Below are 26,152 nucleotides of genomic sequence, written 5' to 3' on the forward strand. Positions count from 1 at the left end.
CATCCCTTCTCGTGGCTCGCCGGGTGGATCCGGGTTTCTTGTACGTTGAACGTCCCGCACCCACCGCAAGTTCCCGTTCGTCGCTTTCGGGTCGGACAATTCGGACTCTACCGGTGCCGCGGGGACACCCGCCAGACGGACGCCGGTCGGCGTGGCGGTCAGGCCACCGACCGGGTGACCGTGAATTTGGGATTCCGGCCGACGACGTCGGTCGGACCGACGAGCCGCTGCAACCGGCCCCGGTACCCGAGATGCGAGTTGTACACGGTCCACAACTCGCCGCCGGGCCGGAGCACTCGCCCGGCTTCGGTGAACATCTTCGATGCGCCACCGGTGTGGACGGCCGCGCCCACGTGGAACGGCGGGTTGCACAGGACGACGTCCTGGCTGTCGGTGGCGAGGGTGGACATGGCGTCGTCGCGCAGCGTGCTGACCCGTCCGTCGAGTCCGTTCGCGCGGGCGGTGGCGGCCGCCGACGCCACCGCCGCGGAGGACTGGTCGGTCGCGATCACCGACGCCTCCGGGAGGAGCCGGGCCAGGCTGACGGCGAGGATGCCGGTTCCGCACCCGAGGTCGACCGCGGCACGGGCCCGGGGGTTCACGCGGGGAAGGAAGTCGAGGAGGTATCTGGTCCCGATGTCCAGCTTGGGTCCGGCGAACGCGGCACCGTACGAGACCACGTCCAGCCCGATCTCGGCGAGATGATCGGTGACGGGGTACGTCTGCTGCGCCGCCTGCACCGGGCCGCGAGCGATCAGCACCCGCGACTTCTGCCTGCCGAGGGTTGCGCGGACGTCGGAGAACGAACGACGGAGCACGTCGTTCATGGCGGTGGAGATGTGCTTGTTGCGTCCGCCCGCGTAGACGACGACGGACGGGTCGGCGTGGCGGGCGATCGCCTCGGCAACCTCGGTCAGTTCGCCGAGGCTCCGCGGTAGCTGCATCAGCACGACGGTTGCGCCCGCGAGCAGCTCCCCACCGAGCGCGCACGCCCGGTAGCGGTCGGCGAGCCCGACCGTCGCGGCGTTGGCGGCGAGCGCCAGTTCGCCGGTCAGCGGGTCCTGGTGCACGCGGATCCCGGTGGAGCCGTGTGTCACCGCGGCGCCGAGGGTGAGCGCACCGTAGTGGTCGCCGATCACGGCGAGCGTCCCGGGACGTGCCGCCGACAGGGCCGCCGCGGCCTCGTCGAGGATCAGCCGGTCGGCGGCGTCGACGGCCGTCAGGTTGGGTGCCTCGACGTCGGGGCGGCGACGGAGGCGGGCGAACAGGGCGTCCCGGTCGAACACTTCGGAGTCGAGCACGTTACTGCGACACCCACTGCGCGACGTTGGCGACGGGTTCCCGGCAGGTGCGGAATCCGTTGACGGGGTTCTCGGTGTCGGGGTAGCCGAACGAGATCGCGCAGACGACCCTGCGGTCTTCGTCGAGCGAGAAGAAGTCGTGGATGAACCGCGAACTTCCGGCGACAGCGGCCTGCGGAATGGTCGCCACTCCGAGGCTCTGCGCGGCGAGGAGGAATGTCTCGACGTACAGGCCGCAGTCGACGGCGCCGTATGTGCCGAGCGCTTCGTGGGTGGTGACGATCGCGACGTGCGGCGCGCCGAACAGGTCGAAGTTCTTCATCGTCTGCTCGGCCGACGCGGCCCGGTCGCCGGGCGCGATGCCGACGCTGGAGTACAGCTGCATGGCGCACTCGCGGCGGCGTTGCTTGTGCTCGCCCACGTATTCGCGGGGCCACTCGAAGTCGGACTCCTGCGGGTGGGTGCGGACGTACTCGGCCAGCCCGGAACGGAACCGCTCGGTTCCCTCTCCCTCGGTGATCGCGACCTGCCACGGCTGCGTGTTGCACCACGACGGCGTCTGCTGCGCGAGCTCGAGGATCCTCTCGATCACGTCGCGCGGCACCTGCGTCGGTAGGTAAGCCCTGCAACTGATCCGCGCGTCGAGGAGCTGGGCCAGGGTCCGCTCGGCCAGGCTCGTGTCCGCTGCTGCAATGCCGGTATCCGTCACCGTCGAATTCTCCTCGGGTCTACTCGTTCTCGAACACCGCTCTCGTGTCGTGCGACCGCGATATGCTGGCGTCAGTGCACCGAGAAGGTGATTTCATTGAGTGTGCCACGACACCCGGAAAGCAGTTCCGGGCCGACCGACTCGGATCCGCAGGCTACCAAGCGGATCGTCGTGACCGACATCGTCGCGGAGCTGGCCTCGGAAGGATTCGACGACGCCCGCGAGATCGGCCGGGGAGGGTTCGGGGTCGTGTACCGCTGCCTCCAGACGGCGCTCGACCGCACGGTCGCGATCAAGGTGCTGTCGTCCGATCTGGACGGCGAGGACCGCGAACGCTTCCTGCGGGAACAGCGTGCGATGGGGAAATTGTCGGGGCATCCCCATGTGGTCGACATCCTGCAGTCGGGGGTGACGCGCAGCGGCAGGCCGTACATCGTGATGCCGTACCACTCGCGCAATTCACTCGACGCCTGGATTCGCCGTGAAGGGCCGCTGCCGTGGAGCGAAACGCTGCGCGTCGGCGTGAAGCTGGCGGGCGCCCTGGAGACGGCGCACCGGCTCGGCACCCTGCACCGCGACGTGAAGCCGGCGAACATCCTGCTCACCGGGTACGGCGAACCGCAGCTCACGGACTTCGGCATCGCGCGGGTCACGGGTGGATTCGAGACCACGTCGAGCATGATCACCGGTTCGCCCGCGTTCACGGCGCCGGAGGTCCTCCGCGGCGACGCACCGTCCGCGTCTTCCGACGTGTACAGCCTGGGTGCCGCCCTGTTCTGCCTGCTCACCGGGCATGCCGCGTTCGAGCGGCGGAGCGGGGAGCGGCTCGTCGCCCAGTTCCTCCGCATCGCCACGCAACCCGTTCCGGACCTGCGGGGCGAGGATATTCCCGACGACGTGTGCGCGGCCATCGAGCGCGCCATGTCCGAGGAACCGACCGACCGCCCGGCTTCGGCCGCGGAGTTCGGCCAGGAACTCCGCGACATCGAGCGCAGGCACGGGCTCGACGTCGACGAGATGGCGCTCCCCGCGGCGGCGGACGAATTCCCGCGCACCGAGCACACGGCGGCGCCGACCACGCAGTCCTCGACGTCCGGGCACAGTCGCAGCTACCGCAGGCGGTCGGGTGCCACTCCGCCGAGCGCCGCGGCCCGCTTCCGGCCGCCGACCCCGATGCGGTCCCTGGTGGAGCGCACCCGTCTCCTGGAACTGCTCCGGCTGGGTCAGCGGAGGCGGTTGACGCTCATCCACGCACCCGCCGGCTTCGGGAAGAGCACGGTGGCCGCCCAGTGGCGCGACGTGCTGATCGAGGACGGCTCCGCCGTCGCCTGGCTGACGGTGGACAACGACGACAACAACGTCGTGTGGTTCCTGTCCCACCTCGTCGAGGCGATCCGCCGTGCCGAACCGAGCCTGGCGGACGAGTTGGGGCAGGCACTCGACGAGAACGGCGCCGAAGCGGAACGGTATGTGCTGACGTCGCTGGTGAATCAGGTCCACGACAGCAGGCGCCACGTGGTGGTGATGATCGACGACTGGCATCGCGTCACGTCGCCGGACACGATCGCCGCGATGGACTTCATCCTGGAGAACGGCTGCCACCACCTGCAAATGGTGGTGAGCAGCCGAAGCCAAGCGGGACTTCCGCTGGCCAAGATGCGGGTGCGCGACGAGCTCGTCGAAATCGATTCCGTGGCTTTGCGCTTCGACATCACCGAGTCGCAGCGGTTCCTGGTCGACCTCGGTGGACTGCACCTGGAGGACTCCGACGTGGAGGCGCTGGAGGAGACCACGGACGGGTGGGTGGCGGCGCTGCAACTGGCGTCGCTGTCGCTGCGTGATCGCACCGATCCCGGTGACCTCATCCGGCACATGTCGGGCCGCCACCACGCGATCGGTGAATACCTGGCGGAGAACGTGCTCAGCACTCTCGAACCTGCACTGCTCGACTTCATGCTGGCCACGTCCGTCACGGAGCGGGTGTGCGGCGACCTCGCCTGCGTGCTGGCGAACGTGACCCGCGGTCAGGCCCTGCTCGAGCAGGTCGAATCGCGCGATCTGTTCCTGCGCAGCCTCGACGAGGACCGGGAGTGGTTCGAGTACCACCACCTGTTCGCCGAGTACCTCCGCCGCCGCCTCGAGCGCGATCATCCCTCACGCATCGCAGACCTGCACCGTGCGGCCGCACACTGGTTCGCCGACCACCACTACGTCAGCGACGCAGTGGATCACGCGTTGGCGGCGGGCGATCGCGACGTGGCCGTCGCGGTGGTCGAGGAGCAGGGCATGTACCTGGTGGAGCACTCGCGGATGGTCGCGCTGCTCGGCCTCGTCGACAAGTTGCCGCGGCCGCTGGTCGAGTCCAGTCCGCGTATCCAGATCGCGGTCGCGTGGGCGAACATCCTGCTGCAGCGGGTGGCGCCGACGCTGCGGTCGCTCTCGCTGGTCGCGTCAGCCCTCGAGTCCTCGACGCTGAGCGACACCGAGCAGGCCGACATCCGTGTGGAGGCCGACATCGTCCGCGCCGTGATCGCGGTGTCGTCCGATCGCATCGCCGGCGTCCCCGACCTCATCGCGGAATGCCTTGCCCGCCCGGAGACCTTACGCGCGTGGGTGGTTTCGGCGGGGTCGAATCTCGCCTCCGCCGCCGCGATCGCCCAATTCGATTTCGTGGAGGCACGCCGACTGCAGGACTGGGCGACCGGGTACCACCAGCGGACCGTCGGACCGTTCAGCAGGATGTACGGGTACAGCTTCGCCGGTATCGCCGCGATGGAACAACTCGACATCGCCGCGGCCGAGGACAACTTCCGGCTGGCCGTGCAGACTGCAACGAAGTTGGCAGGCACCCATTCGCATGCCGCACGACTCGCAGGCGCACTCCTCGGCGAGCTGATGTACGAACTGGGCCATCTCGACGAGGCCGAACGACTCCTCGACGAGAGCTACGAGCTCGGCCCCGAGGGCGGCATCGTCGATTTCATGATCGCCCGCTTCGTCACGGGCGCGCGGCTGAAGGCGGGGCGCGGCGATCTCGCGTCCGCTGCCCGCCACCTCGACGAGGGTGCGTCCGCGGCGGCGTCGCTGGGCCTTCCGCGGTTGCGGGCCCGGGTCGAGAACGAGCGGGTCCGGCTCGGTCTGCCCGCGTCACCCCAGCCGGCGGCCGGTGGCGGGAAGGCGACCCGGGAACCCGATTTCGGTTTCGCCGAGATCGTCGCGCAACTCGACGACGCCACCGAGATCCGGAAACAGTTGGCCGTCGATCCCGATGTCGCGTGTCGCCGCGCCGAGGAATGGGTGCGCAGGGTCGAACGGGAGAGCCGGCCGAGGGCGGCCATGCAGGCCAGTCGCCTTCTCGTCGCATGCCTGGTCGCGGCGGGCCGCGTCGACGAAGCCGAGCCGGTGCTGGCGTCCATCGCCGCGACGTGTGCACGAATCGGCTTCGTGCGCTATCTGATCGACGGCGGGCCGCGCATGGTGCCCGCGCTGACGGCTCTTCTCGAGGACAGGCGGGCCGGCCGCTGGCAGTCCGACTGGCCGGAGGTTCCGGAAGAGTTCCTGGTTGCGGCGTTGGAGACAGCGACTCCGATCGAAAGTTAGCCCGCGCTTTCTTGACTAATTCAAGAAACGGTGGTGCAGTGTGACCGTGAACACACACAAGGGCGGGAGCCGGCCACCACCACGTCGCGCTCCGTAAGTGTGGTTCGATCCGCCGGCGTCGGCGAAGCCTCTTGCCCGACAGCCAGTTCCAGAAAACCCAGAGCGACCGCCAGCAACGAAGGGATCCACTGTGAGCCGAGAGACCACTGCGAACACCAGCGACAAGCTCACCACGGCCGTAGGCGCACCCGTCCCCGACAACCAGAACGTCGTGACCGCCGGGCCCCGCGGGCCGCAGTTGCTGCAGGACGTCTGGTTCCTCGAGAAGCTCGCACATTTCGACCGCGAGGTCATTCCGGAACGCCGCATGCACGCCAAGGGTTCCGGTGCGTTCGGAACGTTCACGGTCACGAACGACATCACTCGGTACACCAGCGCGAAGATCTTCTCCGAGGTCGGCAAGAAGACCGAGCTGTTCGCCCGCTTCTCCACCGTCGCCGGTGAGCGCGGCGCCGCCGACGCCGAGCGCGACATCCGCGGCTTCGCGGTCAAGTTCTATACCGAGGAAGGCAACTGGGACCTGGTCGGCAACAACACCCCGGTCTTCTTCTTCCGCGACCCGCTGAAGTTCCCCGACCTCAACCACGCCGTCAAGCGCGATCCCCGCACGAATCTGCGCAGCCCCGACAACAATTGGGACTTCTGGACATCGCTGCCCGAGTCACTGCACCAGGTCACCATCGTGATGAGCGACCGCGGCATCCCGTCGTCGTACCGGCACATGCACGGATTCGGTTCACACACCTTCAGTTTCATCAACGCCGAGGGCGAACGCTTCTGGGTGAAGTTCCACCACCGTGTGCAGCAGGGTGTCGAGAACCTCACCGACGCCGAGGCCGGGGCCCTGGTCGGCGCCGACCGCGAGAGCCATCAGCGGGACCTCTTCGACGCCATCGAGGCCGGAAATTTCCCGAAGTGGAAGCTGTGCGTGCAGATCATGCCCGAGGCCGACGCCGACACGGTCCCCTACCACCCGTTCGACCTGACGAAGGTGTGGCCGAAGGCCGACTACCCGCTGATCGAGGTCGGCGAATGGGAACTCAACCGCAACCCCGACAACTATTTCGCCGAGGTCGAGCAGGCGGCGTTCAACCCGGCGCACGTCGTGCCCGGCATCAGCTTCTCCCCCGACAAGATGCTCCAGGGCCGGTTGTTCTCCTACGGTGACGCGCAGCGCTACCGCCTCGGTGTGAACAACTATCAGATCCCGGTCAATGCGGCCCGCTGCCCGGTGAGCAACTTCCACCGCGACGGTGCCATGCGGGTCGACGGCAACAACGGTGGCACCCTGCACTACGAGCCGAACAGTTACGGCAAGTGGCAGGAGCAGAGCCGGTACCGCGATCCCGCGCAGAGTGTGGGCGCGTTCGCCGACCGGTTCAACTTCCGCGAGGACGACGACGACTACTTCTCGCAGCCGCGCGTGTTGTTCAACAACATGAGCGACGAGCAGAAGCAGGTGTTGTTCGAGAACACCGCGCGGGCCATCAACGGCGCGTCGCAGCAGGTCGTGCAGCGGCACATCGACAACTGCACCCAATGCGACCCCGCCTACGGTGAGGGCGTCGCGAAGGCGATCTCCGCCCTGGGCTGAGAGAACATCCGGGTCCGCCCGGTCCGGAATCGTCCCGGACCGGGCGGACTCTTCTGCCACGAACAGGGACCGCCGCGGCATATCGTGGACTTCCGGACTCTTTCGTGGGAGGACTGATGACCGATCCGTCGCCGCAGGACGGTACCCCCCGTTTCAGCGGTCTGCGTGCCCTGTTCGTCAACTGCACCCTGAAGCGGTCTCCCGAAGTGAGCAACACCCAGGGGCTGATCGACCGCAGTGTCGGCCTGATGGAACGGGAAGGCGTCTCGGTCGACCAGATCCGGGCGGTGGACCACGACATCGCGACCGGCGTCTATCCGGACATGACCGAACACGGGTGGCCGAGCGACGAATGGCCCTCACTGTTTCAGCGAGTGCTGGACGCCGACATCCTGGTCCTCGCCGGTCCGATCTGGCTCGGCGACAACGGTTCCGTCACGAAGCAGGTGATCGAGCGGCTGTACGGGTGCTCGTCGATTCTCAACGACAACGGCCAGTACGCGTACTACGGGCGGGCCGGGGGTTGTCTGATCACCGGCAACGAGGACGGTGTCAAGCATTGCGCGATGAACATCCTCTACAGCCTCCAGCATCTCGGATACGTGATCCCACCGCAGGCCGACGCCGGATGGATCGGCGAGGCCGGCCCGGGCCCGTCGTATCTCGACGAAGGGTCGGGCGGCCCGGAGAACGATTTCACCAACCGCAACACCACGTTCATGACGTACAACCTGATGCACGTCGCCGCGATGCTGAAGAACGCCGGCGGGTTCCCCGCGTACGGAAATCAACGTTCGGAATGGGACGCCGGTTGCCGCCCCGACTTCGCCAACCCGGACTACCGCTGATCCGCCGCATCCGAGAGGGAAGTCATGTGCCGATTGTTCGGGTTGTCCGCAGCCCCGCACCGCGTCCGCGCGTCGTTCTGGCTGCTGGACGCCCCGGACAGTCTGGCCCAGCAGAGTCACCGCGAGCCGGACGGCACCGGACTCGGCACGTTCGCGGAGGACGGAACTCCGGTGGTGGAGAAGCAACCGCTCGCCGCGTACGAGGACACGGAGTTCGCACAGGAGGCGAAGCATCGGTATTCGGCCACGTTCGTGGCGCACATCCGTTTCGCAACCACCGGTGAACTGCTTCCCCAGAACACCCATCCGTTCGCCCAGGACGGTCGCGTGTTCGCCCACAACGGCGTGGTCGAGGACCTGCCGAAGCTCGAGGCGGAACTGGGGTCCGATCTCGCCCTCGTTCACGGCGACACCGACTCGGAACGCGTCTTCGCCCTGGTGACCGGTCACATCGGGAGGAACGGCGGCGACGTCACGGCAGGTATCACGTCGGCCGCCCGATGGCTGGCGGACAACGTGCCGATCTACGCGCTCAACATCCTGCTGACCACACCCGGCGAATTGTGGGCGCTACGATACCCGGACACCCACGACCTGCTCTTCCTCGAGCGGCGGGCGGGCGGTCCGAGCGGTGGTCGCCACCTCCAGCACGCGAGCACTCCCGGCCGTATCCGTGCCAGGTCCGAACATCTCGCCGACAATCCGGCGGTGGTCGTCGCCAGCGAGCAGATGGACGAGGATCCCGGCTGGACTCCGCTGCAGTCGGGCGAACTGCTCCACGTCGACCGCGACCTCGCCGTCACCCGGCAGGTGATCGTCGATCGCCCACCGCGGTACCCGATCCGCCTCGCCGACCTCAATGCGCGCGCCGCGGCCGCGCAGACGGAGAAATAGCGCGGACGCCCGTCAGAACTCGATCCGCACATGCTCGCTGACGGGGCGGGCCTGGCACGCGAGGATGTAGCCGCTCGCGATGTCCTCGGGATCGAGGATCGACGCGTTGTCCATGTCCACCTCACCCTCGACCACCGTGCATGCGCAGGAACCGCATTCGCCCTCGCGGCACGAGTAGGGGACGTCGAGGCCCTTGGAGAGCATGACGTCGACGAGTGTCGCCTGGCGTGGCCAGCTCAGGTTGTGCGCTTCGCCGTCGAGTTGCACCTCGACCGTCGACGCCGTCCCCGTGTCCGGCAGTTCCTCGACCACGACGTCCGCGAACGGATCCCCGGACAGTGACGTGAACACCTCGGCGTGCACCCGGTCGCGCGGGACGCCGGCGAGTGCGAGCGACTCGTGGATCGCGTCCATGAAGGGACGCGGTCCGCAGAGGTACGCGCGGTGGTCCCGGAACCGGTCCGACAGATTCGCCAGCTGCCGCGGCGTCGGCAGACCCTGCACGCTCTCGAGCCAGTGCACGACGGTCAGCCGATGTTCGTGGCGGGCCGCGAGTCCCCGCAACTCATCGGCGAAGATGACCGACTTCTCGTCCCGGTTCGCGTACACCAGAACGACTTTCCCGTTGCCCTCGCTCAGCGCCGACTTGAGGATCGACATCACCGGGGTGATTCCGCTGCCCGCGGCGAACAGGATCAGGTCTTCGTCCAGGCTGGCCGGAGTGAACACGCCCGCGGGAGGCAGGACCTCGATGCGGTCGCCGACGCCGACGTTGTCGCACAACCAGTGCGAACCGTACCCGCCTGCGGTGCGTTTGATCGTCACCTTCGGCAGGTCGTCGGTGAACGGCGAACTGGCCAGCGAGTAGCACCGCGCGACCGATCCCGTCCGGTCGCTCGGGATCCGCAGCGTCAGGAACTGTCCGGGCTTGTACGCGAATTCGTGCCGACGCTCGTCGGGGACGTCGAACACCAGCGACCGGGCGTCGGACGTCTCCTCCACGACAGCGGCCACGGTGACCACTACTGATCGCGAACTGCGTGGTGTTTCAACGGTCGTCATCGCGACGGTGCCCTCTCGCTACGGTAATTCGATCCTGCCGAAACTAGTGCAGATCGAGCGCGGCGACCGCAGCTCTTCCCGCTGTGCGGGACCCGTCTCACCGGCGTCAGCCCCAACGGGACTGCCCGCCGTCCAGGGGGATGGTGGCCCCGGTGAGGTAGCCGGCGTCCTCGCTGACGAGGAACACGACGGCGCGCCCGATGTCGGTTTCGGCGTCGCCGACCCGTCCGAGCGGGATGCCCGCCACGAACTCCGCCGCCTCGTCCGGATTCTGCTCCATCCACCGCGCGAGCGCCGGACTCTTGGCGTGCGGGGCCACGGACAGCACCCGGATGCCGTCCCGGCCCCACTCGCACGCCGCCGACCTGGTCAGCGAACGCATCCCCTCCTTGATCGAACCGTAGGCGCCGTAGTTGCTCGCATCCCAGCGCACGGCCGCCGACGTGACGAGGTTGACGATCACGCCGCCGCCGCGTGACTTCATGTGCGGATGGCACGACTGCATCATGCGCAGCGTCGCGAGCGGCCCCGTCGCGAACGACCGCTCGTACTCCTCGTCGATCACCGACAGGATCGGTCCCGGTCTGCAGTCGTTGGCGTTGTTGACCAGGATGTCGACGCCGCCGAACACGTCCACGGTCCGCTCGACGGCGGATGCGATGTCTGCGCGTCTGCTGACGTCGCACACCACCGGTTCGCTGCGGGCGCCGAGTTCGGTGAGCCGCTCGCACGTGCGGTGCAGTTTCGCTTCGGTCCGTCCGGCGACGGCGATCGCCGCGCCCTCCCGGGCGAGGGCCAGGGCGATTCCCTGTCCGATCCCCTGTCCCGCACCCGTGATCAGCGCGACCTTGCCGTCGAGTTTGCCCATGTCCACTCCCGTTCCCCTACTATCGAACCAAGCATTTGCTTGTTTTCGGCTTTCGTGCCGATTCACCCGATCTCATTCGAGCGCCAGGAATCCTGCGCTCCCTCACTCCGAAGGTCTCCCGTGACAATCCCCCCTCCTCTCGATTTCAGTGGCCGCACCGTCGTCGTGACCGGCGGCACCAAGGGCATCGGTTTCGTCGTCGCCGAATCGTTTCTCGCCGCGGGGGCGAACGTGCTCGTGTGCGGCCGCTCCGCGCCGCACTCCCTGCCCGCGCACGCCGATCGCATCGCCGCGTTCCGCGCGACCGACGTCCGCGACCATGCCGACGCCGCCGCACTGATCGACGACGCCGTCGCGCGGTACGGCCGCCTCGACGTCCTCGTCAACAACGCGGGCGGTTCGCCCGACGCCGACGCGGCCACCGTCTCCCCCCGTTTCGTCGAGAAGATCGTCGCACTGAATCTGCTGGCGCCCTTCACCGTCGCCCAGGCCGCCAACACGGTGATGCAGCAGCAGTCCGACGGTGGTGCCATCGTCAACATCGGCAGCGTCTCCGCTCACGATCCGCAACCCGGCACCGCCGCGTACAGCGCCGCGAAGGCCGGCCTGCTCGTCCTGACGAAAGCGCTTGCGCTCGAATGGGCTCCGAAGGTCCGGATCAACCACATCACCACGGGTCTCATCCGCACCGAGAGCGCGGCGTCCGTCTACGGCGACGACGGCGGAGCCGCCGTCACCCGGACCCTGCCGATGGGGCGGATGGCGGTGCCGTCCGACATCGCGGACGCGTGCCTCTTCCTGGCGAGCGCGCAGGCGTCGTACGTGAACGGCGCCGATCTCGCCGTCCACGGCGGCGGCGAATACCCCGCGCGGTACCTCGCGACCCACTCCTGACGTCCTCGCCGAATGTCGCACCGGTGCGGTTCAACTGCACCGGTGCGACATTCGGCGGGCGACCGCGCGGTCAGCGGAACGCGGCGCGGGCCCCGGCGATGAGCGGCCGGTCGCCCTGGACGAGTTCGAACGACGCGTCCTCCGCATCACCCCAGGCTCGCAACGTCGGTGCGTCGCCCGGGTAGACCGGTGCGGCGAACCGTCCCTCCAGCCGGGCGAGGTCGGCCGGGTGGACGTCCAGCGCTCGCGCGAGTTCCAGCGTGCTCGCGGCGAGGGTGCACAGCCCGTGCATGATCGGCCGGGGCTGTCCGATCCGCTCGGCCGCCGCCGGGTCGATGTGGATGTGGTGCCGGTCGCCGGTCAGCCGGTACAGCGCCGCCTGGTTCTCCGCGGTCGGCAGAACGGCCTCCGCGACCGGTTTCCCCTCGGGCCGAGACGGTTTCGCGGGACCTCGATCGCCACCGAAGCCGCCGGCGCCCGGCGCGAACAGCGACCAGGTGGCGACGAAGAACTCGGACTCGACGCGCACCTCGAACACGGCGGCCGAGCCCTTGTCCCACACCTCGCCGACCGACGCCGACAACGCGATCTCGCCGCGACGCGGAAGCGGCGCGAGCACCGTCAGTTCCTGCGATCCGTGCAGCGCCGTCTTCGTGTCGAAAGCGCCGCGCGACCCCAGTTCGTCCGGCGCCCACTGGGCGAGGGTGAGAGCAAACGTGGGCAGCACCCGCAGACGCTCCTCGAAGACGAGGTCCAGTTCGGTGGCCCGTGCACCCACCGACAGGGCGTACAGGATGGCGTCGCGCTCGTCGTAACTCACGGTGCGGGTGCCGAGGTCCTCGCCTCGCCACGCTCCTGCCGTCGTGCGTTCGGTTGTCGTCATGATCAGTCCTCTCTGCCCAGGATCAGGCCGCTGGTGGGCACGGCGGTGCCCGCGGTCACCAGCACGTTGCCGATGCCGTCCGGTTGTGTCGTCGACGTTCCGCGGATCAGGCGAACTGCCTCGGCGATGCCGTTGACGCCGTGCAGATAGGCCTCGCCGATCTGGCCGCCGTGGGTGTTGGCCGGGAGGCGGCCGCCGACCTCGAGGTTGCCGTCCCGGATGAAATCCTTCGCCTCGCCGGGGTCGCAGAACCCGAGTTCCTCGAGTTGCGGGAGGACGAGCGGGGTGAAGTGGTCGTAGAGGATCGCCGCCGAGATGTCGTCAGGGGCGAGACCGCTCTGCCCGTAGAGTTGCCTGCCCACGACGCCCATTTCGGGTATTCCGGTGATGTCGGGCCGGTAGTAGCTGGCCATCATGTGCTGGTCCTTGCCGGAGCCCTGCGCGGCGGCCTTGACGATCGCCGGGGTGGCGCGGAGGTCCCTGGCGCGTTCGGCGGAGACGACGACGAGGGCCTGGCCGCCGTCGGTTTCCTGGCAGCAGTCCAGTAGGTGCAGCGGTTCGGCGATCCACCGCGACTTCTGGTGGTCGTCGAGGGTGATGGGCCGCCCGTGAAACCAGGCAGCGGGGTTGTCGGCGGCGTGCTTGCGTGCGACGACCGCGACCCGGCCGAAGTCCTCGCTCGTGGCGCCGTACCGATGCATGTACCGGCGGGCGAACATCGCCACCCACTGGGCGGGCGTCGACAGTCCCTGCGGGGTCAGCCAGGCGTATGCCGCCCGGTCCGCGGTGCTGTCCATCGGGCGGTCGTGCTGCCCGAGTCCGTAACGCACACCGGATCGTTCGTTGAACGCGCGGTAACAGACGACGACGTCCGCGATGCCCGTGGCGACGGCCATCGCCGCCTGCTGGACCGTGGCGCACGCGGCGCCGCCGCCGTAACCGATGCGGGAGAAGAACTTCAGCTCGCCGATGCCCGTGTTGCGGGCGACGAGCACCTCCCCGTTCGTCTCGGCGGTGTACGTGGACAGTCCGTCGACCTCGGACGGGTCGATGCCCGCGTCGGCGAGTGCCGCGACGATCGCCTCGCACGCCAGTTGCAGTTCACTTCGTCCCGAGTGCTTGGAGAATTCGGTGGCGCCGATGCCGACGATGGCGGCGGCGCCCGACAGGGGGCTGATCACAGGTCTCCTCGTGCAGGCCAGGCGACGACGACGGTGCCGGTGGCGTGATCACCGAGGCTGTTCGCGCCGCGGATCTTCACGGTGACGAGACCGTCGTCCTTCGCGACCACCTCACCGGTCAGGGTCATCTCGTCGCCGGGGTAGTTGGGGGCACCGAGCCGCACCGCGATCCGCCGCAGGGACGCGTGCGGGCCTGCCCAGTCGGTGACGAATCGCCCCACCAGCCCGTTGGTGGTGAGGATGTTCATGAACACGTCCGTCGATCCCCGTTCCACCGCGAGTGCCGGGTCGTGGTGCACGTCCTGGAAGTCGCGGGTGGCGAGGGCGGTGGCGACGATCAGGGTGCGCGTCAGCGGAATCACCAACTCGGGCAGCCGATCGCCGATCGTGACGGTCTCGTAGCCCGTGGCGCCGACGGTCGCGGTCATGCGACCACCTCGACCCCGGCCGCCAGCTGCGCGCCCAGGCGTGCCAGGTCGGAGCCGGCGCCGCCGAGTGTGGCGGCGAGCTGTTTGCCCCACAGGAGGTGCCGGTGCACCGGGTAGTCGGTGTCGACGCCGATTCCGCCGTGTACGTGCTGCGTGCGGTGAACGACCCGCTGGCCGCCGTCGGTCGCCCACCATTTCGCGACCAGCACAGCGGTTCCCGGATCTTCCCCGCTCGCGAGGAGCCAGACGGCCTGCCACAGCGTCACCCTCATGGCCTCGAGGTCGATGTAGCAGTCCGCGAGCTGATGGGTGACGGCCTGGAACGTCGCGAGCGGGCGGCCGAACTGGGTGCGTCCGTTGAGGTACGTCACGGCCTGGCCGACCGCGCCTTCCCCCACGCCCAGTTGCAGCGCGGCGAGTGCCAGTTCCGCCCGTTCGAGCAGCCACCGCACCGCGGTACCGTCCGCCGGGCCGACCGGTTCCGCGGGGGCCGCGTCGAACGTGACGTTCGCGCAGATCTCGTGGGTGGTCGACTCCGCCTGCTGCACGGTCACTCCCGCGGCGCCGGGGTGCACCAGGAACAGCGCCGGACCGCTGCCGGTCGTCGCGGAGACGAGGAGGCGTTCGGCGAGATGCGCCACCGGCACCGCGGCCTTGGCGCCGTGCACCTGCCACCGGCCGTCCACCTCGCGTGCCGTCGTCGCCGGTTCGCCGGCGACGTACGGCCCGAACTCCTCGAGTCCGACCGTGAGGATCAGGCTGCCGTCGGCCGCGGCGGGAACCAGCGCGCCGCGCTGGTCCGGCGTCCCGAACTCGGTGATCGCGAGCGCACCGAGCACGTGCGGCCACAACGGAACCGGCGCCACGGTCCGGCCCTGCTCCTCGAACAGGACGCACAGTTCGGCGAGTCCCATGCCGCCGCCACCGAGGTTCTCGGGCAGGGAGATGCCGAGCAGCCCGGTCGTGGCCAGTTCACGCCACAGTTTCCGGTCGATCCGGTCGGCGGTCGACTCGACGTCCTTGATCCGCTCGGGTCGCGACGTGGCAGCGAACACGTCCGCGGCCAGTCCGCGCACCGCCTCCTGCTCCTCGCTGAAGGTGAAATCCATCAGTGGTCCTCCAATGGGGTGGGCCGGAATGCGGGAAGCGTCAGTTCCGGGTCGGCGTCGATCCAGACCAGTTCCACCGGCATTCCGATGTGCACGTGTTCGGGTTCGACACCCGTCATGTTGGCGATCAGGCGGGTGCCCTCCTCGAGTTCGATCACCGCGACGATCAGTGGGTAGTCGAAGGCGTCGATCTTCGGGTGGTGATTGACGACGAACGTGTAGACGGTGCCCCGCCCCGACGCGTCGACGGTGTCCCACTCGGTGGAGCGGCACTCCCCGCACATCGGTCCGGTCGGGTGCCGCAGCACCCCGCAGCTCGCGCACCGCTGGATGACGAGGCGGTGCTCGCGTGCGGCCGCGAACCAGAAGGCGTTGTCGTGGTCGATGGCGGGCCGCGGGCGCAGTGCGCGCGGAGCCGGACGCTCGGCGGGCCGGAAGCGGAGTGTCCGCCACCGCTGGGTGCCGACGATCTCGCCGCCGCCGTTGCGGTATGTCTTGAGGGTGGTGACGAAATGTCCGGCGCCGAGACCTGTCTGTTTCTCCGCGGACACGGACTCGACCACTTCGGTCGTGCTCACCCGGTCGCCGGGGCGCAGTTCGGCGAAGAACTCCTGGTCGGAATCGGTGGCGACGACGGACGTGAATCCCGCCTCGTCGAATGTGGCGATCAACTCCGTCCAGACGGGTGACGGGTCGGCGCCGGACATCTTGTCGGCGTACGTGCGCATCGTCCACACCTGCAGCATCTGGGCGGGTGCCACGGCGCCGCCGCGGCCGGTGGCGTGCGCGGCGTCGTCGTCGAGGTAGACGGGGCTCGTGTCACCCATCGCCTCGACCCAGTGCCGGATCATCGGAGTGTTCACGGGGTCGGGGCCCCAGGTGGCCGGGACGATCGTCCGTCCCTCGAACGCGCGCAGCCGGGTGAGGAGTTCGCTCATTTCACCCTCTTCTCGCGGACGAGTCCGAGGCCGAGAGTGCCGACCATGTCGCGGAGCACCTCGTTGACGCCGCCGCCGAACGTGTTCACCACACTTTGACGGGAGATCTGTTCGATCTGGCCGGCGAGGATCGCGCCGGGTGAGCCCGGACGCAGCCGTCCGGCGGCGCCGAGGATCCCGAGCAGAGTGCGGTAGACGTCGACGTGGGTTTCGGTGCCGTACGTCTTGGTGGCACCGGCGTCGGCTCCCGACAACGCATCCCGCGCGACCGCGGCGGTCATCTTCCAGTTCAGCAGTCGCATCGCCTCGAGTTTCGCGTGAGTGCGCGCGAAGTCCATCTGCACCCACGGGATGTCGAGTGCACCGTTCTGCCTGGCCCAGTCGAGGACCTGCTGCCACAGGCCGAGCGTGCGTCCGCCGAGCGCCGCGAGCCCGATGCGTTCGTGATTGAGCTGGGCGGTGATCAGCTGCCACCCGCCGTCGACGTCGCCCACGACGTCCTGATCGCCGACCCGGATTCCGCTGTAGTAGGTCGACGTGACCGTCAGCCCGCCCACGGTGTGGATCGGCGACCAGCTGAAACCGGGATCATCGGTGGGCACGATGAGGATCGAGATGCCCTTGTGCTTGGGTGCGTCCGCATCGGTGCGGCACGCCAGCCACACGTAGTCGGCTGTGTTGGCGCCACTGGTGAAGATTTTGTTGCCGTCGACCACCCACGCATCTCCGTCGCGAACGGCCCGGGTCTGCAGCGAGGCGAGGTCGGTGCCGGCTTCCGGTTCGGTGTAGCCGATGGCGAAGACGATGTCGCCGGCCAGGATGCCGGGAAGGAACCGCGCCTTCTGCTCCTCGGTGCCGTACTTCATCAGGGTGGGGCCGACGGTGTTGACGGTGACGAACGGGAACGGCAGTCCGGCCCGTTGCACCTCGTCGAAGAACACGAACTGGTCTTCGATCGACCGTCCCTGCCCGCCGTACTCCACCGGCCAGCCGACACCCAGCCAGCCGTCCTTGCCCAGCAGCCGCACGATGTCGCGGAAATGCTCTCCGCCCACACCTTGCTCACCCGCGATCCGCCGCGTCTCCTCCGGCAGCAGCGCCGCGAAGTAGGCGCGCAACTCCCGCCGGAGTTCCCGTTGCCCGGGCGATTCCCTCACATCCATCGGCGTTCTCCTCAAGCCTGTGCGTGGCTGTCGCCACGTGTGTTCTGGACGCTAACCAGCACTCCCACACCGCACTGCCGATGTCTCGGTCAGCGGGAGGCGGCTGTCGCCGAGGCCGGATGTCCGCTGGAATGGTGGAATGGCCACCGGATTCGCTCTCACCGAACTCACCGCCCGCTATGCGCGGGCCGTCGACCGGCGCGAGGCGGCAACGCTCGCGGCGTTGTTCGACTCCGACGGGACGTTCGTCCTCCCGCCTGCGTTGACGGGCACCGGCGCGGCAACGGAACTCCGCGGCAGTGACGTGCTCGCGTCCGCCGTCGTGGACGCGGTCTCGCATCTGCAGTCCACCCGGCACGTCGTGCACCAGCAGGTGATCGACGTGGACGGGTCGAGCGCGTCGGGTGAGACGTACTGCACGGCGCACCATGTCTATGCCGGCCGAAACGGATTCCGCGACAATCGGATCGCACTGCGCTACCACGACCGGTACGTGCTCGGCGACACCGGCTGGCAGTTCTCCCGGCGCGAACTGATCGTCGACTTCAGCGAGGACGTGCCGGTCACCGTGCCGGACTGAGTCCCAACCGGGCGGAGCAGGCTGCCATCTCGTCGATGACCTCGTCGAGCGAGTGCGCGTGCCGGGACACCGACAGGACGAGCCGATTCGCGCCCAGTTCCCGGGACCGGTCGAGTTTGGCCTCGTCCAGCCGCGGCAGCGTGGCACCCAGCACGAGGTCGACGTCGGCGGGATCGCGGCCGGCGTCCGCTGCCGCCGCCCGCATCCGGGCGATCGCAAGGTCCAGGTCGTCGCCGGCCAGGCCGAGCGGCTGGAAGCCGTCGCCCAGCCGCCCGGCCCGCCGTGCGGCCGCCGGGCTGTGTCCGCCGATGTAGAGCGGCACTCCCGAATCCCGGTGGGGTTTGGGCCAGCTCTGGGCGCCGCGGAAGGAGAAGTGTTCGCCCGCGAAGTCGACGGCGGTGGTGCCCGACCACAGCGCCCGCATCACCGCGATCGCCTCGTCGGAGACAGCGCCGCGCCGGTCGAAGTCGCCGCCGCAGGCCTCGATCTCCTCGCGCATCCAGCCGAGACCGAGGCAGATACGGAGGCGCCCCGCGGACAGCCGGTCCAGGGTGGCGAGGCGTTTCGCCAGCACCACGGGGTGGTGGTTGGGCAGGACCAGCACGCCTGTCGCGAGACCCAGGGTCGTCGTGGCGCCGGCGACGAACGACAGCAGTTCCAGCGGGTCCGGCAGGCTGCAGTCGTCGGGTAGGTGCGACTTCCCGGTGGGCGAGTACGGATAGGCACTCGCCGTGTCCGCGATGACGACCGAATGCTCGACGGCCGAGATCTCGTCGAATCCGAGTGATTCGGCAGCCCTCGCGAATTCGAGTATCCACTCGGGCTCGCCCGCCCGTCCCAGCTCGACGGGAATCACCACACCCAGTTTCATGTCACCCTCACCGTCACACCTGCAGGAATCGTTGCCGGCCGTGCGTGTGGAACTCCTGCTCCAGCGCGGCCTTCTCACTCTCGGTCATCTCGTGGTACTCCGGAACACCACGTCCCACCCACCGGAAGACCGGATCGCCGCAACGCCAGCGCTGCTCCTGCAGCGTGCGTTTGAGGACCTTGTTCGATCCCGTCACCGGCAGGTCCGTCGACACCCGGACGAATCTCGGTGCAGCTTTCGTGCCCAGGTCGTCCTGGCTACCGAGGAACACGGCGAACTCCGCCGGATCGAAATCGGTGGGGTCGGACACCTCGACGGCCGCCATCACCTGATCGCCCGACCGCGGGTCGGGGACGGCGTACACGCCGGTGGCGACCACTTTCGGGTGTCGCCGCAAGATCCGCTCCACCATCAGCGCCGAGGTGTTCTCCCCGTCCACGCGGATCCAGTCGCCCTTCCGGCCGGCGAAGTAGATGAAGCCGGCCTCGTCGACGTACCCGAGGTCGCCCGTCCAGTACCAGCCGTGCCGGATGCGGTCCGCGATCGCGTCCTCGTTCTTGTAGTAGCCCTCGAACCGCGCCGCGCCGGCCTTGTCGACCATCTCGCCGATCGCCTCGTCCGGGTTGAGCACGCGTCCGTGCTCGTCGAGCCGCGCCCGGGCCTTCTCCGCTCGGGTGTCGGGGTCGACGATGAGGATGTTCTCGTTCGCGGGCCTGCCGAGCGCGCCCTCGGGGGCGTCGGGGTCGAGCGTCACCGAACCGGCACCCTCACTCGAGCCGTACCCTTCGTACAGTTCGGCGCCGAACCGGCGGACGAATTCGGTCTTGTCTTCCGGGGACGCCTCGGTCCCGAAACCGCGGACGAGCGTGTTGTCACGGTCGTCGGGTCGCTCCGGTGTGGCCATCAGATACGCCAGCGCCTTGCCGACGTAGGTGAAGAACGTGGCGCCGAAGAACCGGACGTCGGGCAGGAATCCGGAGGCGGAGAATTTGCGCGGCAGGCAGACGGTGGCGCCGTTGGCGAGGGCGGGCGCCCACAGCGCCATCAACGCGTTGCCGTGGAACAGCGGCATGCAGCAGTAGTCGACGTCGTCGCGCACGTGCCCGTATTTGGCGGTGTTCGCGTACGCCAGCCGGGCGAGCCGGCCCTGGCTGCACCGCACCGCCTTCGACGCGCCGGTGGTGCCGGATGTGAACAGCAGAAGGAACAGCGTCGACGCGTCGATCCCGGGCTCCTCGACCGGACACTCCACCGCGTGGGACGCGACGAGTTCGGTGTAGCCCGGTTCGTCGACCAGCAGGAACCGGTCGTCGGACAGCCCGAGGTCGAGACCGGCGAGCTGCGCCTTCCCGGCGGTGTCCGTGACGATCAGCTGACAGTCGACGTACCGGATCTCGGCCTCGAGTTCCGCCCCGCGACGGGTCGGATTGATGCCGACGACGGTGGCCCCGGCGAGCGCCGCGCCGCCCAGCCAGAACAGGAACTCGGGGGTGTTCTCGAGCAGGACACCGACGTGGAACGGTCCGTCGCGCCGCAGCGAGGACGCGACGGCGCCGCGGGCCGCGCTCTCGCGCACCGTCTCGTCCCAGGTCCAATCCTGGTCCCGGGTACGGACTCCCAGCCTGTCGTCACCCAGCCGGTCGAGCAGCATCCGGGCGATCGTGGTGCGTTCCAACTCCATCTCTCCTGTCGACACGGTGTGCACGCTCACGGCACGCGGAGCACACAGTGGGTGCCACCGTAGATCGCCGTCATGCATTTGTTGCAGTGAATGCACAGACCGGGGTTGTGGGTCTCCTCCGTGATCCGGTTGACGAGGTCGGGTTCCCGCAGGAGGGCCCGTGCGACGGCCACGAACTGGAAGCCTTCCGCCATCGCCAGGTCCATGGTCGCCTTGCCGGTGATGCCACCGAGTAGGACGAGCGGCATCGTCACGGCCGCCCTGATCTGGCGGGCGTCCTCGAGGAGGTAGGCGTCGCGGTAGGGGTATTCCTTCAGGAAGTGCTTGCCGACCAACCGGATTCCCAGTTTCGTCGGTTGCGGCATGACGGCGGCGAACTCACGGAGCGGCGCGTCGCCCTTGAACAGGTACATCGGGTTCAGCAGCGAACTGCCCGCGGTGAGCTCGAGCGCGTCCAGCGAACCGTCCCGTTCGAGCCATTGCGCCACCTGGATGGCCTCGTCCACCCAGAAGCCCCCGGGCACACCGTCGTCCATATTCAGCTTGGCGAGGATCGCGATCCTGTCCCCCACCGCGTCGCGCACGGCGCGGGCGGTGTCGAGCGCGAACCGGGCGCGGTTCGCCAGGGATCCGCCGTACTCGTCCGTGCGCTTGTTGACCTTCGGGCTGAGGAACGAGCTGATCAGGTAGTTGTGGCCGAAATGGATCTCCACGGCATCGAATCCCGCCTCCACCGCGCGGCGAGCCGCGTCGGCGTGTGCCTCGACGATCCGGGCGATATCTGCCGTGGAGGCCGGCTTGGAGAAGTTCTGAGTGGTCATCCGGAACGCGCGGGACGGACCCAGGGCCGGGGATCCGATGTACTTCGCGGCCGCGACCGGTCCCGCGTGGCCGATCTGCGCAGACACTGCCGCACCCTCGGCGTGGATGGCGTCGGTCAACTTCCGCAGGCCCGGCATCGCCTCGTCGGTCCACTGGATCTGGCCGGGCGACGTACGGCCGTCCGCGGCGACCGCGCAGTACGCGACGGTCGTCATGCCCACGCCTCCGGCAGCGGGCTGCCGATGGAATTCGATGAGCTCGTCGGTGACCAGCCCCCTCGGGCTCAGGCCCTCGTACGTCGCTGCCTTGATCACGCGATTGCGCAGGGTGATCGGGCCGAGTGTGGCCGGGGCGAGCGGATCGACCTTCACTGTGGGCGGGTCGAGATCTATCGTCATATGAGTTCCTCCAGCTGCGATTCGCTGTCGAACGTAACGGCGCCGGGATGTCACGGATCGCGGCAGTCTCGCTGAGTGGTAACCACGTCCGGGCGCCCGTCACGGCGTGCCATCTTGTGTCGGTACGAGTGCCCGAGGACGAAAGGTCGCCCCGATGACTGCCCCTACAGATCCACAGTTGCACCTGGATCAGGTGATGTCCCGTCTCACCGGACCCGGTGGCCGGTTCGAGCTCGTCGAGGAGCCGGTACTCGGCACCCGGATGCCGGTGATGAAGAACCGCGGGCGCTCGGTGGGCGAACTCCTCACCACGTCGCTCCGGTGGGGCGACCGCGACTACCTCGTGACCGCCGACCGCCGGATGTCCTATACCGAGCACGCCGCAGCGGTCGCGGCCCTGGCGACGGCGCTGCGCGAGGACTACGGCGTCCGGAAGGGTGACCGGGTGGCGATCCTGGCCGCGAACACCCCCGAGTGGGTGGTCGCGTTCTGGGCCACGCAGGTGCTCGGCGCCATCAGCGTCGGGTTGAACGGCTGGTGGGTGCCGCGGGAGGTCGAGTACGGGCTGACGCACAGTCGCCCCACCGTGGTGGTCGCCGACGGGAAGCGCGCGGAGACGCTCGCCGCGGTCGGCACCGATCTTCCGGTCCTGACGATGGAGGCGGATCTGCCTGCGATCTTCGCGCGGTACGCAGGGTCCCCGATGCCGCACACCGACGTCGACGAGGACGATCCCGCCGCCATCCTCTACACGAGCGGCACGAGCGGCAGGCCCAAGGGAGCGTTGCACTCTCAGCGCAATATTCTGGCCGTCGTCGACTACCACCGGTTCAGCGACGCCGTGGTCGGCGAATTCAGTGGACGGCCCGTCGATCCGACGGTGCCGAGTTCGCTTCGCTACCTCCTGACGTCTCCCCTGTTCCACATCGCGAGCCTGCACAATCTGGTGATTCCGCGGCTGGCGACGGGCGGCGCGGTCGTCATGCACCAGGGCGGTTTCGATGTGGACGCCGTGCTCCGTCTCGTCGAGCGGGAACGGGTCACCAACTGGGGAGCGGTGCCCACCATGGCGTCGCGTCTCGTGGAACACGACGACCTCGGCAAGTACGACCTGTCGTCGCTCACGTCGTTCTCGCTGGCGTCCGCACCGTCGTCGGTCGCGTTCAAGGAACGCCTTCGCGAGAAGGTGCCGTTCGCGCGCAACGCCCTGGTGGACAGTTACGGGCTCACCGAGTGCAGTACGGCGATCGCCGTCGCCACCGCCCCCGAACTCGAGCAGTTCCCGGGCACTCTGGGACGTCCGATCATCACGGTGAGCATGGAGATCCGCGACCCGTACGGGGAGTGGCTGCCCGACGGCGTCGAGGGCGAGGTGTGCGTGCGCAGCCCGTTCGTGATGCTCGGGTACTGGGAGGACGAGGCCGCCACCGCCGCGGCGATCGCCCCGGGCCGGTGGCTCCGGACCGGCGACTACGGACTCGTCGAGAACGGTCGCCTGCGGCTGACCGGACGTCGCTCGGATCTGATTCTCCGCGGCGGGGAGAACGTGTACCCCACCGAGATCGAGCAGTGCCTCGACGAACACCCGGACGTGCTCGAGTGCGCGGTGATCGGGACGCCCCACGAGGATCTGGGGCAGGAGGTGGCGGCCGTCGTGGTGTTGCGACCCGGTGCCGCGACCACCGAGGCGCAGCTGCGCGAGTACGCCGCCGATCGCCTGTCGTATTTCAAGGTCCCGACCCGCTGGCGGATCACCACGGAACTGTTGCCCCGCAACGCGACCGGCAAGATGGTCCGCCGGGACATCACCGTCTGACCGTCAGCAGGGCGCCGAATGTCACAGTGGTGCAGTCGCACTGCACCACTGTGACATTCGGCGAACACAGACTGCGAACCTCAGCGGATGAGATTGCCGAGGTCGACGGGAATCTGCGCGCCGGTGATGTATTTCGCCTCGTCGGAACAGACCCAGGCGACGACGGCGGCGACGTCCTCGGGCGCGAGGATGCTGTAGGGCAGCGAGTTCTGGTAGATGGAGCCGAGCGTCGACGCGTACCGGGCGATGAGCGGGTGCAGGTCGCGCACCTTCATGCCGGTGTCCACGCCCGCCGGGTGCACCGTGTTGACGCGGATGCGGTGCTCACCGAGTTCGTTCGCCATCGTCTTGGCGAGCCCGGTGATGCCGTGCTTGGTGGCGACGTAGTGCCCGGTGAACGGGGTTCCCTTCAGCCCGGACACCGAACTGGTGAAGACGACGGCGCCGCCCTCCCCCTGTTCGATCAGGTACGGGATTGCCGCCTTCGCGGTGTGGAAGGTTCCCGTGAGGTTGACGTCGACAGTCTCCTGCCACTGCTCCGCGGTAATCTCCCACGACAACGCCCCCGAGCAGATGCCCGCGTTCGCGATCACGACGTCGAGGCGCCCCAGCCGTTCGATGCCGCCCGCGAGGGCGCTGGAGAGTCCGTCGAAATCGCGCACGTCCGCGGTGGCGGCGACGATCCGCCGGCCGGTCGCCTCGACGAGCCGGACCGTCTCGGCCAGGTCGTCCTGGGTGGCGCCGGGATACGGCGTGGACGCGAATTCGGTACAGGCGTCGATGGCGATGACGTCGGCGCCCTCGGACGCGAACCGGACGGCCTCGGCGCGGCCCTGCCCGCGGGCCGCGCCGGTGACGAAGACGACCTTGTTCTCGAAACGGCCGGGTGACGTCATTGTCTGTTCCTGCTCATCGTCTGCTCCTGATCGGTGTCATCGTGGGCGGGGCACGGTCTTGTCGACGAACAGTCCCTCGACCGAGACGCACACCTGGCCGTCCGCGGTCCGGATGTCGCCGACGGTGGTGATCTTGCGGCCGTCGACCGACATCAGCTTCCCGGTCAGGGTGAGTGGTTCGAACAGCGGCGTCGGGCGGTGGTAGCGGGTGCTCAACTGCGCTGTCATGCCGGCTTTTCCACCCCAGGCGTTGGCGACGCCGAGGACGTGGTCGAGCAGGAGCGCGGACACACCGCCGTGGACGTGCCCGGGCGGACCCTGGTACGGGATGGTCAGTGTGACGGTGCCCCGGACCGATCCGTCGGACAGCCCCTCGAGGACGACGGGCGGCGCGAGCGCGTTCTCGGGTCCGGTGACGGGATCGTGCCGGGTGACGCCCTCGCCGTTCCACATGTCGATCAGCCGTTCGGCGACGGCAGGCGCGTGTTCCTCGAGGTGCTCGGCGATGCTGTTCAGCTCTTCCGCGACACGTTCGAGGTTGGCGTTGCCACGATCGGTGCGGAGCAGCGCGTCGACCACGCGGCGGGCGGCCTCGGTTGCCCGGTCGACGGGAGATCCGTCGGGCGGCGACGTCAGCACCGTCCCCGGCGGGCTGTTCTCGTGGGTGGGATGTGTACCGACGTTCACCCGCTCACCTCCATCGTCGCCTGGGTCAGGACAGGTTGCCCGTCGCGGTCGGGACACGTCGCCCGCAGGGTCAGCCGGTCGCCGTCCTGCCAGACCGCGGTCTCGACGGTCTCGCCCGGGTACAGCGAGCCCGCGAACCGCACCGCGTAGTGGCGCAGTCGTGTGGGATCGCCGTCCAGCATCCCGTCGACGACGGCCTTGCACACCACACCGTACGACGCGAGCCCGTGCAGGATCGGCCTTTCGAACCCGGCCGCGGCCGCGAAATCAGGGTCCGCGTGCAGCGGGTTGAGGTCGCCGCTGAGCCGGTACAGCAGGGCCTGCGCCGTCCCGGTGCGCGATACGAGCACCTTGTCGGGTTCCCGGTCGGGCACCGTGGCCACCGACTCGGGTCCCGGGGAGCCGCCGAACCCGCCCTCATCACGGGCCCAGATCTGCATCCCCGTGGTCCACAACGGGTTCCCGCCCGAGTCGGTGGCCGTCTGTTCGAGCACGATGACGGCAGCCTTGCCCTTGTCCCACACATCCGCCACCCGCGAGGACACCCGGGCCCCGCCCGAGGCGGGGATGGGCGCGTGCACGGTGAGCGACTGTCCGCCGTGCAGGATCCTGCGCAGGTCGATGTCGATGCCGGGCAGGTTCAGCCCGGCCGCCGGTGCGTCGCCGGCCGAGATTCCCTGCCCCGCGACGAGCGCGAACGTCGGGAGCACCTGCAAGTCCTTCTCGTACACCCAGCGCAGTTCCGCGGGGTCCTGTGGGTTCTCGCCGGCGCCGAGTCCGAGGTGGTAGAGAATGACGTCGCGCTCGGTCCACGCCACGTCCCGCACCGCCGGTTCCGCGGTCAGCGCAGCGTTCACGTCGATCGGCAT

The 26,152-nt window shown here is 68.8% G+C and carries 23 protein-coding genes; 7 read left to right on the forward strand and 16 right to left on the reverse strand.

Going from position 1 to position 26,152, the window contains the following annotated elements:
• Positions 1–158: 158 nt before the first annotated feature.
• Together WKC72_RS31295 and WKC72_RS31300 are read right to left on the reverse strand one after the other, a co-directional pair.
• Entirely contained in the window at positions 159–1,301 is a 1,143-nt protein-coding gene (locus WKC72_RS31295; protein ID WP_370180702.1) for a class I SAM-dependent methyltransferase, read from the reverse strand.
• 1 nt (position 1,302) lies between these two features.
• Complete coding sequence (locus WKC72_RS31300; RefSeq protein WP_370180703.1) at positions 1,303–2,010, reverse strand: nitroreductase; 708 nt, start codon at positions 2,008–2,010, stop codon at positions 1,303–1,305.
• A 102-nt stretch (positions 2,011–2,112) separates the two neighbouring features.
• On the opposite strand from WKC72_RS31300, the gene WKC72_RS31305 reads away from it, so the two are divergent.
• The 4 genes from WKC72_RS31305 (at position 2,113) to WKC72_RS31320 (ending at position 9,006) form a co-directional block, all read left to right on the forward strand.
• Positions 2,113–5,610 (forward strand): protein kinase, encoded by a 3,498-nt coding sequence (locus tag WKC72_RS31305; RefSeq protein WP_370184594.1) that lies wholly within the window; start codon positions 2,113–2,115, stop codon positions 5,608–5,610.
• 190 nt (positions 5,611–5,800) lie between these two features.
• Positions 5,801–7,264 (forward strand): catalase, encoded by a 1,464-nt coding sequence (locus WKC72_RS31310; RefSeq protein ID WP_370180704.1) that lies wholly within the window; start codon positions 5,801–5,803, stop codon positions 7,262–7,264.
• A 116-nt stretch (positions 7,265–7,380) separates the two neighbouring features.
• On the forward strand, positions 7,381–8,112 hold the full coding sequence (locus WKC72_RS31315; protein WP_128639266.1) for a flavodoxin family protein: 732 nt from the start codon (positions 7,381–7,383) through the stop codon (positions 8,110–8,112).
• Between the two features lie 24 nt (positions 8,113–8,136).
• Entirely contained in the window at positions 8,137–9,006 is an 870-nt protein-coding gene (locus WKC72_RS31320; protein ID WP_112299081.1) for a class II glutamine amidotransferase, read from the forward strand.
• 12 nt (positions 9,007–9,018) lie between these two features.
• On the opposite strand, the gene WKC72_RS31325 is transcribed toward WKC72_RS31320, so the two are convergent.
• Together WKC72_RS31325 and WKC72_RS31330 are read right to left on the reverse strand one after the other, a co-directional pair.
• Positions 9,019–10,068, reverse strand: a complete 1,050-nt coding sequence (locus WKC72_RS31325) for a ferredoxin--NADP reductase (protein WP_037231468.1) — start codon at positions 10,066–10,068, stop codon at positions 9,019–9,021.
• 106 nt (positions 10,069–10,174) lie between these two features.
• Positions 10,175–10,936: an SDR family NAD(P)-dependent oxidoreductase gene (locus tag WKC72_RS31330; protein ID WP_128639268.1), complete on the reverse strand. Its 762-nt coding sequence runs from the start codon at positions 10,934–10,936 to the stop codon at positions 10,175–10,177.
• Positions 10,937–11,056: 120 nt separating this feature from the next.
• Here WKC72_RS31330 and WKC72_RS31335 point away from each other — a divergent pair, with 120 nt between their 5' ends.
• Positions 11,057–11,830: an SDR family oxidoreductase gene (locus tag WKC72_RS31335; protein ID WP_370180705.1), complete on the forward strand. Its 774-nt coding sequence runs from the start codon at positions 11,057–11,059 to the stop codon at positions 11,828–11,830.
• 70 nt (positions 11,831–11,900) lie between these two features.
• Here WKC72_RS31335 and WKC72_RS31340 read toward each other — a convergent pair whose 3' ends face one another.
• The 6 genes from WKC72_RS31340 to WKC72_RS31365 are packed head-to-tail and all read right to left on the reverse strand — an operon-like array spanning position 11,901 to position 17,532.
• Positions 11,901–12,713, reverse strand: coding sequence for a MaoC/PaaZ C-terminal domain-containing protein (locus WKC72_RS31340; protein ID WP_370180706.1), 813 nt, complete (start codon positions 12,711–12,713; stop codon positions 11,901–11,903).
• A gap of 2 nt (positions 12,714–12,715) precedes the next feature.
• Positions 12,716–13,894: a lipid-transfer protein gene (locus WKC72_RS31345; protein ID WP_037231459.1), complete on the reverse strand. Its 1,179-nt coding sequence runs from the start codon at positions 13,892–13,894 to the stop codon at positions 12,716–12,718.
• Entirely contained in the window at positions 13,891–14,322 is a 432-nt protein-coding gene (locus tag WKC72_RS31350) for a MaoC family dehydratase (protein ID WP_037231458.1), read from the reverse strand. The genes WKC72_RS31345 and WKC72_RS31350 overlap by 4 nt, the downstream gene beginning before the upstream one ends.
• The gene (locus WKC72_RS31355) at positions 14,319–15,431 is read right to left on the reverse strand and encodes an acyl-CoA dehydrogenase family protein (protein ID WP_370180707.1); all 1,113 of its coding nucleotides are present in this window, start codon (positions 15,429–15,431) and stop codon (positions 14,319–14,321) included. The genes WKC72_RS31350 and WKC72_RS31355 overlap by 4 nt, the downstream gene beginning before the upstream one ends.
• Complete coding sequence (locus WKC72_RS31360) at positions 15,431–16,369, reverse strand: bifunctional MaoC family dehydratase N-terminal/OB-fold nucleic acid binding domain-containing protein (RefSeq protein ID WP_112299073.1); 939 nt, start codon at positions 16,367–16,369, stop codon at positions 15,431–15,433. The genes WKC72_RS31355 and WKC72_RS31360 overlap by 1 nt, the downstream gene beginning before the upstream one ends.
• Positions 16,366–17,532, reverse strand: coding sequence for an acyl-CoA dehydrogenase family protein (locus WKC72_RS31365; protein WP_370180708.1), 1,167 nt, complete (start codon positions 17,530–17,532; stop codon positions 16,366–16,368). Before WKC72_RS31365 ends, WKC72_RS31360 begins: the two co-directional genes overlap by 4 nt.
• A gap of 139 nt (positions 17,533–17,671) precedes the next feature.
• Between WKC72_RS31365 and WKC72_RS31370 the strand changes: the two genes are divergently transcribed.
• Positions 17,672–18,112 carry a nuclear transport factor 2 family protein gene (locus WKC72_RS31370; RefSeq protein ID WP_370180709.1) on the forward strand — a complete coding sequence of 147 codons (441 nt, stop codon included), beginning with the start codon at positions 17,672–17,674 and terminating at the stop codon, positions 18,110–18,112.
• Here WKC72_RS31370 and WKC72_RS31375 read toward each other — a convergent pair.
• The 3 genes from WKC72_RS31375 to WKC72_RS31385 are packed head-to-tail and all read right to left on the reverse strand — an operon-like array spanning position 18,096 to position 21,884.
• Positions 18,096–18,983, reverse strand: coding sequence for an LLM class F420-dependent oxidoreductase (locus WKC72_RS31375; protein ID WP_370180710.1), 888 nt, complete (start codon positions 18,981–18,983; stop codon positions 18,096–18,098). The genes WKC72_RS31370 and WKC72_RS31375 overlap by 17 nt on opposite strands.
• A gap of 13 nt (positions 18,984–18,996) precedes the next feature.
• Entirely contained in the window at positions 18,997–20,664 is a 1,668-nt protein-coding gene (locus tag WKC72_RS31380; protein ID WP_370184595.1) for an AMP-binding protein, read from the reverse strand.
• 26 nt (positions 20,665–20,690) lie between these two features.
• On the reverse strand, positions 20,691–21,884 hold the full coding sequence (locus tag WKC72_RS31385; protein ID WP_370180711.1) for an NADH:flavin oxidoreductase: 1,194 nt from the start codon (positions 21,882–21,884) through the stop codon (positions 20,691–20,693).
• A gap of 154 nt (positions 21,885–22,038) precedes the next feature.
• Here WKC72_RS31385 and WKC72_RS31390 point away from each other — a divergent pair, with 154 nt between their 5' ends.
• The gene (locus WKC72_RS31390; RefSeq protein ID WP_370180712.1) at positions 22,039–23,700 is read left to right on the forward strand and encodes a class I adenylate-forming enzyme family protein; all 1,662 of its coding nucleotides are present in this window, start codon (positions 22,039–22,041) and stop codon (positions 23,698–23,700) included.
• Between the two features lie 80 nt (positions 23,701–23,780).
• Here WKC72_RS31390 and WKC72_RS31395 read toward each other — a convergent pair whose 3' ends face one another.
• Genes WKC72_RS31395 through WKC72_RS31405 form a run of 3 tightly spaced genes read right to left on the reverse strand, consistent with a single transcriptional unit; the run spans position 23,781 to position 26,152 of the window.
• The gene (locus tag WKC72_RS31395; protein WP_037231441.1) at positions 23,781–24,596 is read right to left on the reverse strand and encodes a mycofactocin-coupled SDR family oxidoreductase; all 816 of its coding nucleotides are present in this window, start codon (positions 24,594–24,596) and stop codon (positions 23,781–23,783) included.
• A 36-nt stretch (positions 24,597–24,632) separates the two neighbouring features.
• Entirely contained in the window at positions 24,633–25,283 is a 651-nt protein-coding gene (locus tag WKC72_RS31400; RefSeq protein ID WP_037231440.1) for a PaaI family thioesterase, read from the reverse strand.
• Positions 25,280–26,152, reverse strand: a complete 873-nt coding sequence (locus tag WKC72_RS31405; protein WP_370180713.1) for a MaoC/PaaZ C-terminal domain-containing protein — start codon at positions 26,150–26,152, stop codon at positions 25,280–25,282. The genes WKC72_RS31400 and WKC72_RS31405 overlap by 4 nt, the downstream gene beginning before the upstream one ends.

This window comes from Rhodococcus wratislaviensis (assembly GCF_041228765.1).
Lineage (GTDB): Bacteria > Actinomycetota > Actinomycetes > Mycobacteriales > Mycobacteriaceae > Rhodococcus_F > Rhodococcus_F wratislaviensis.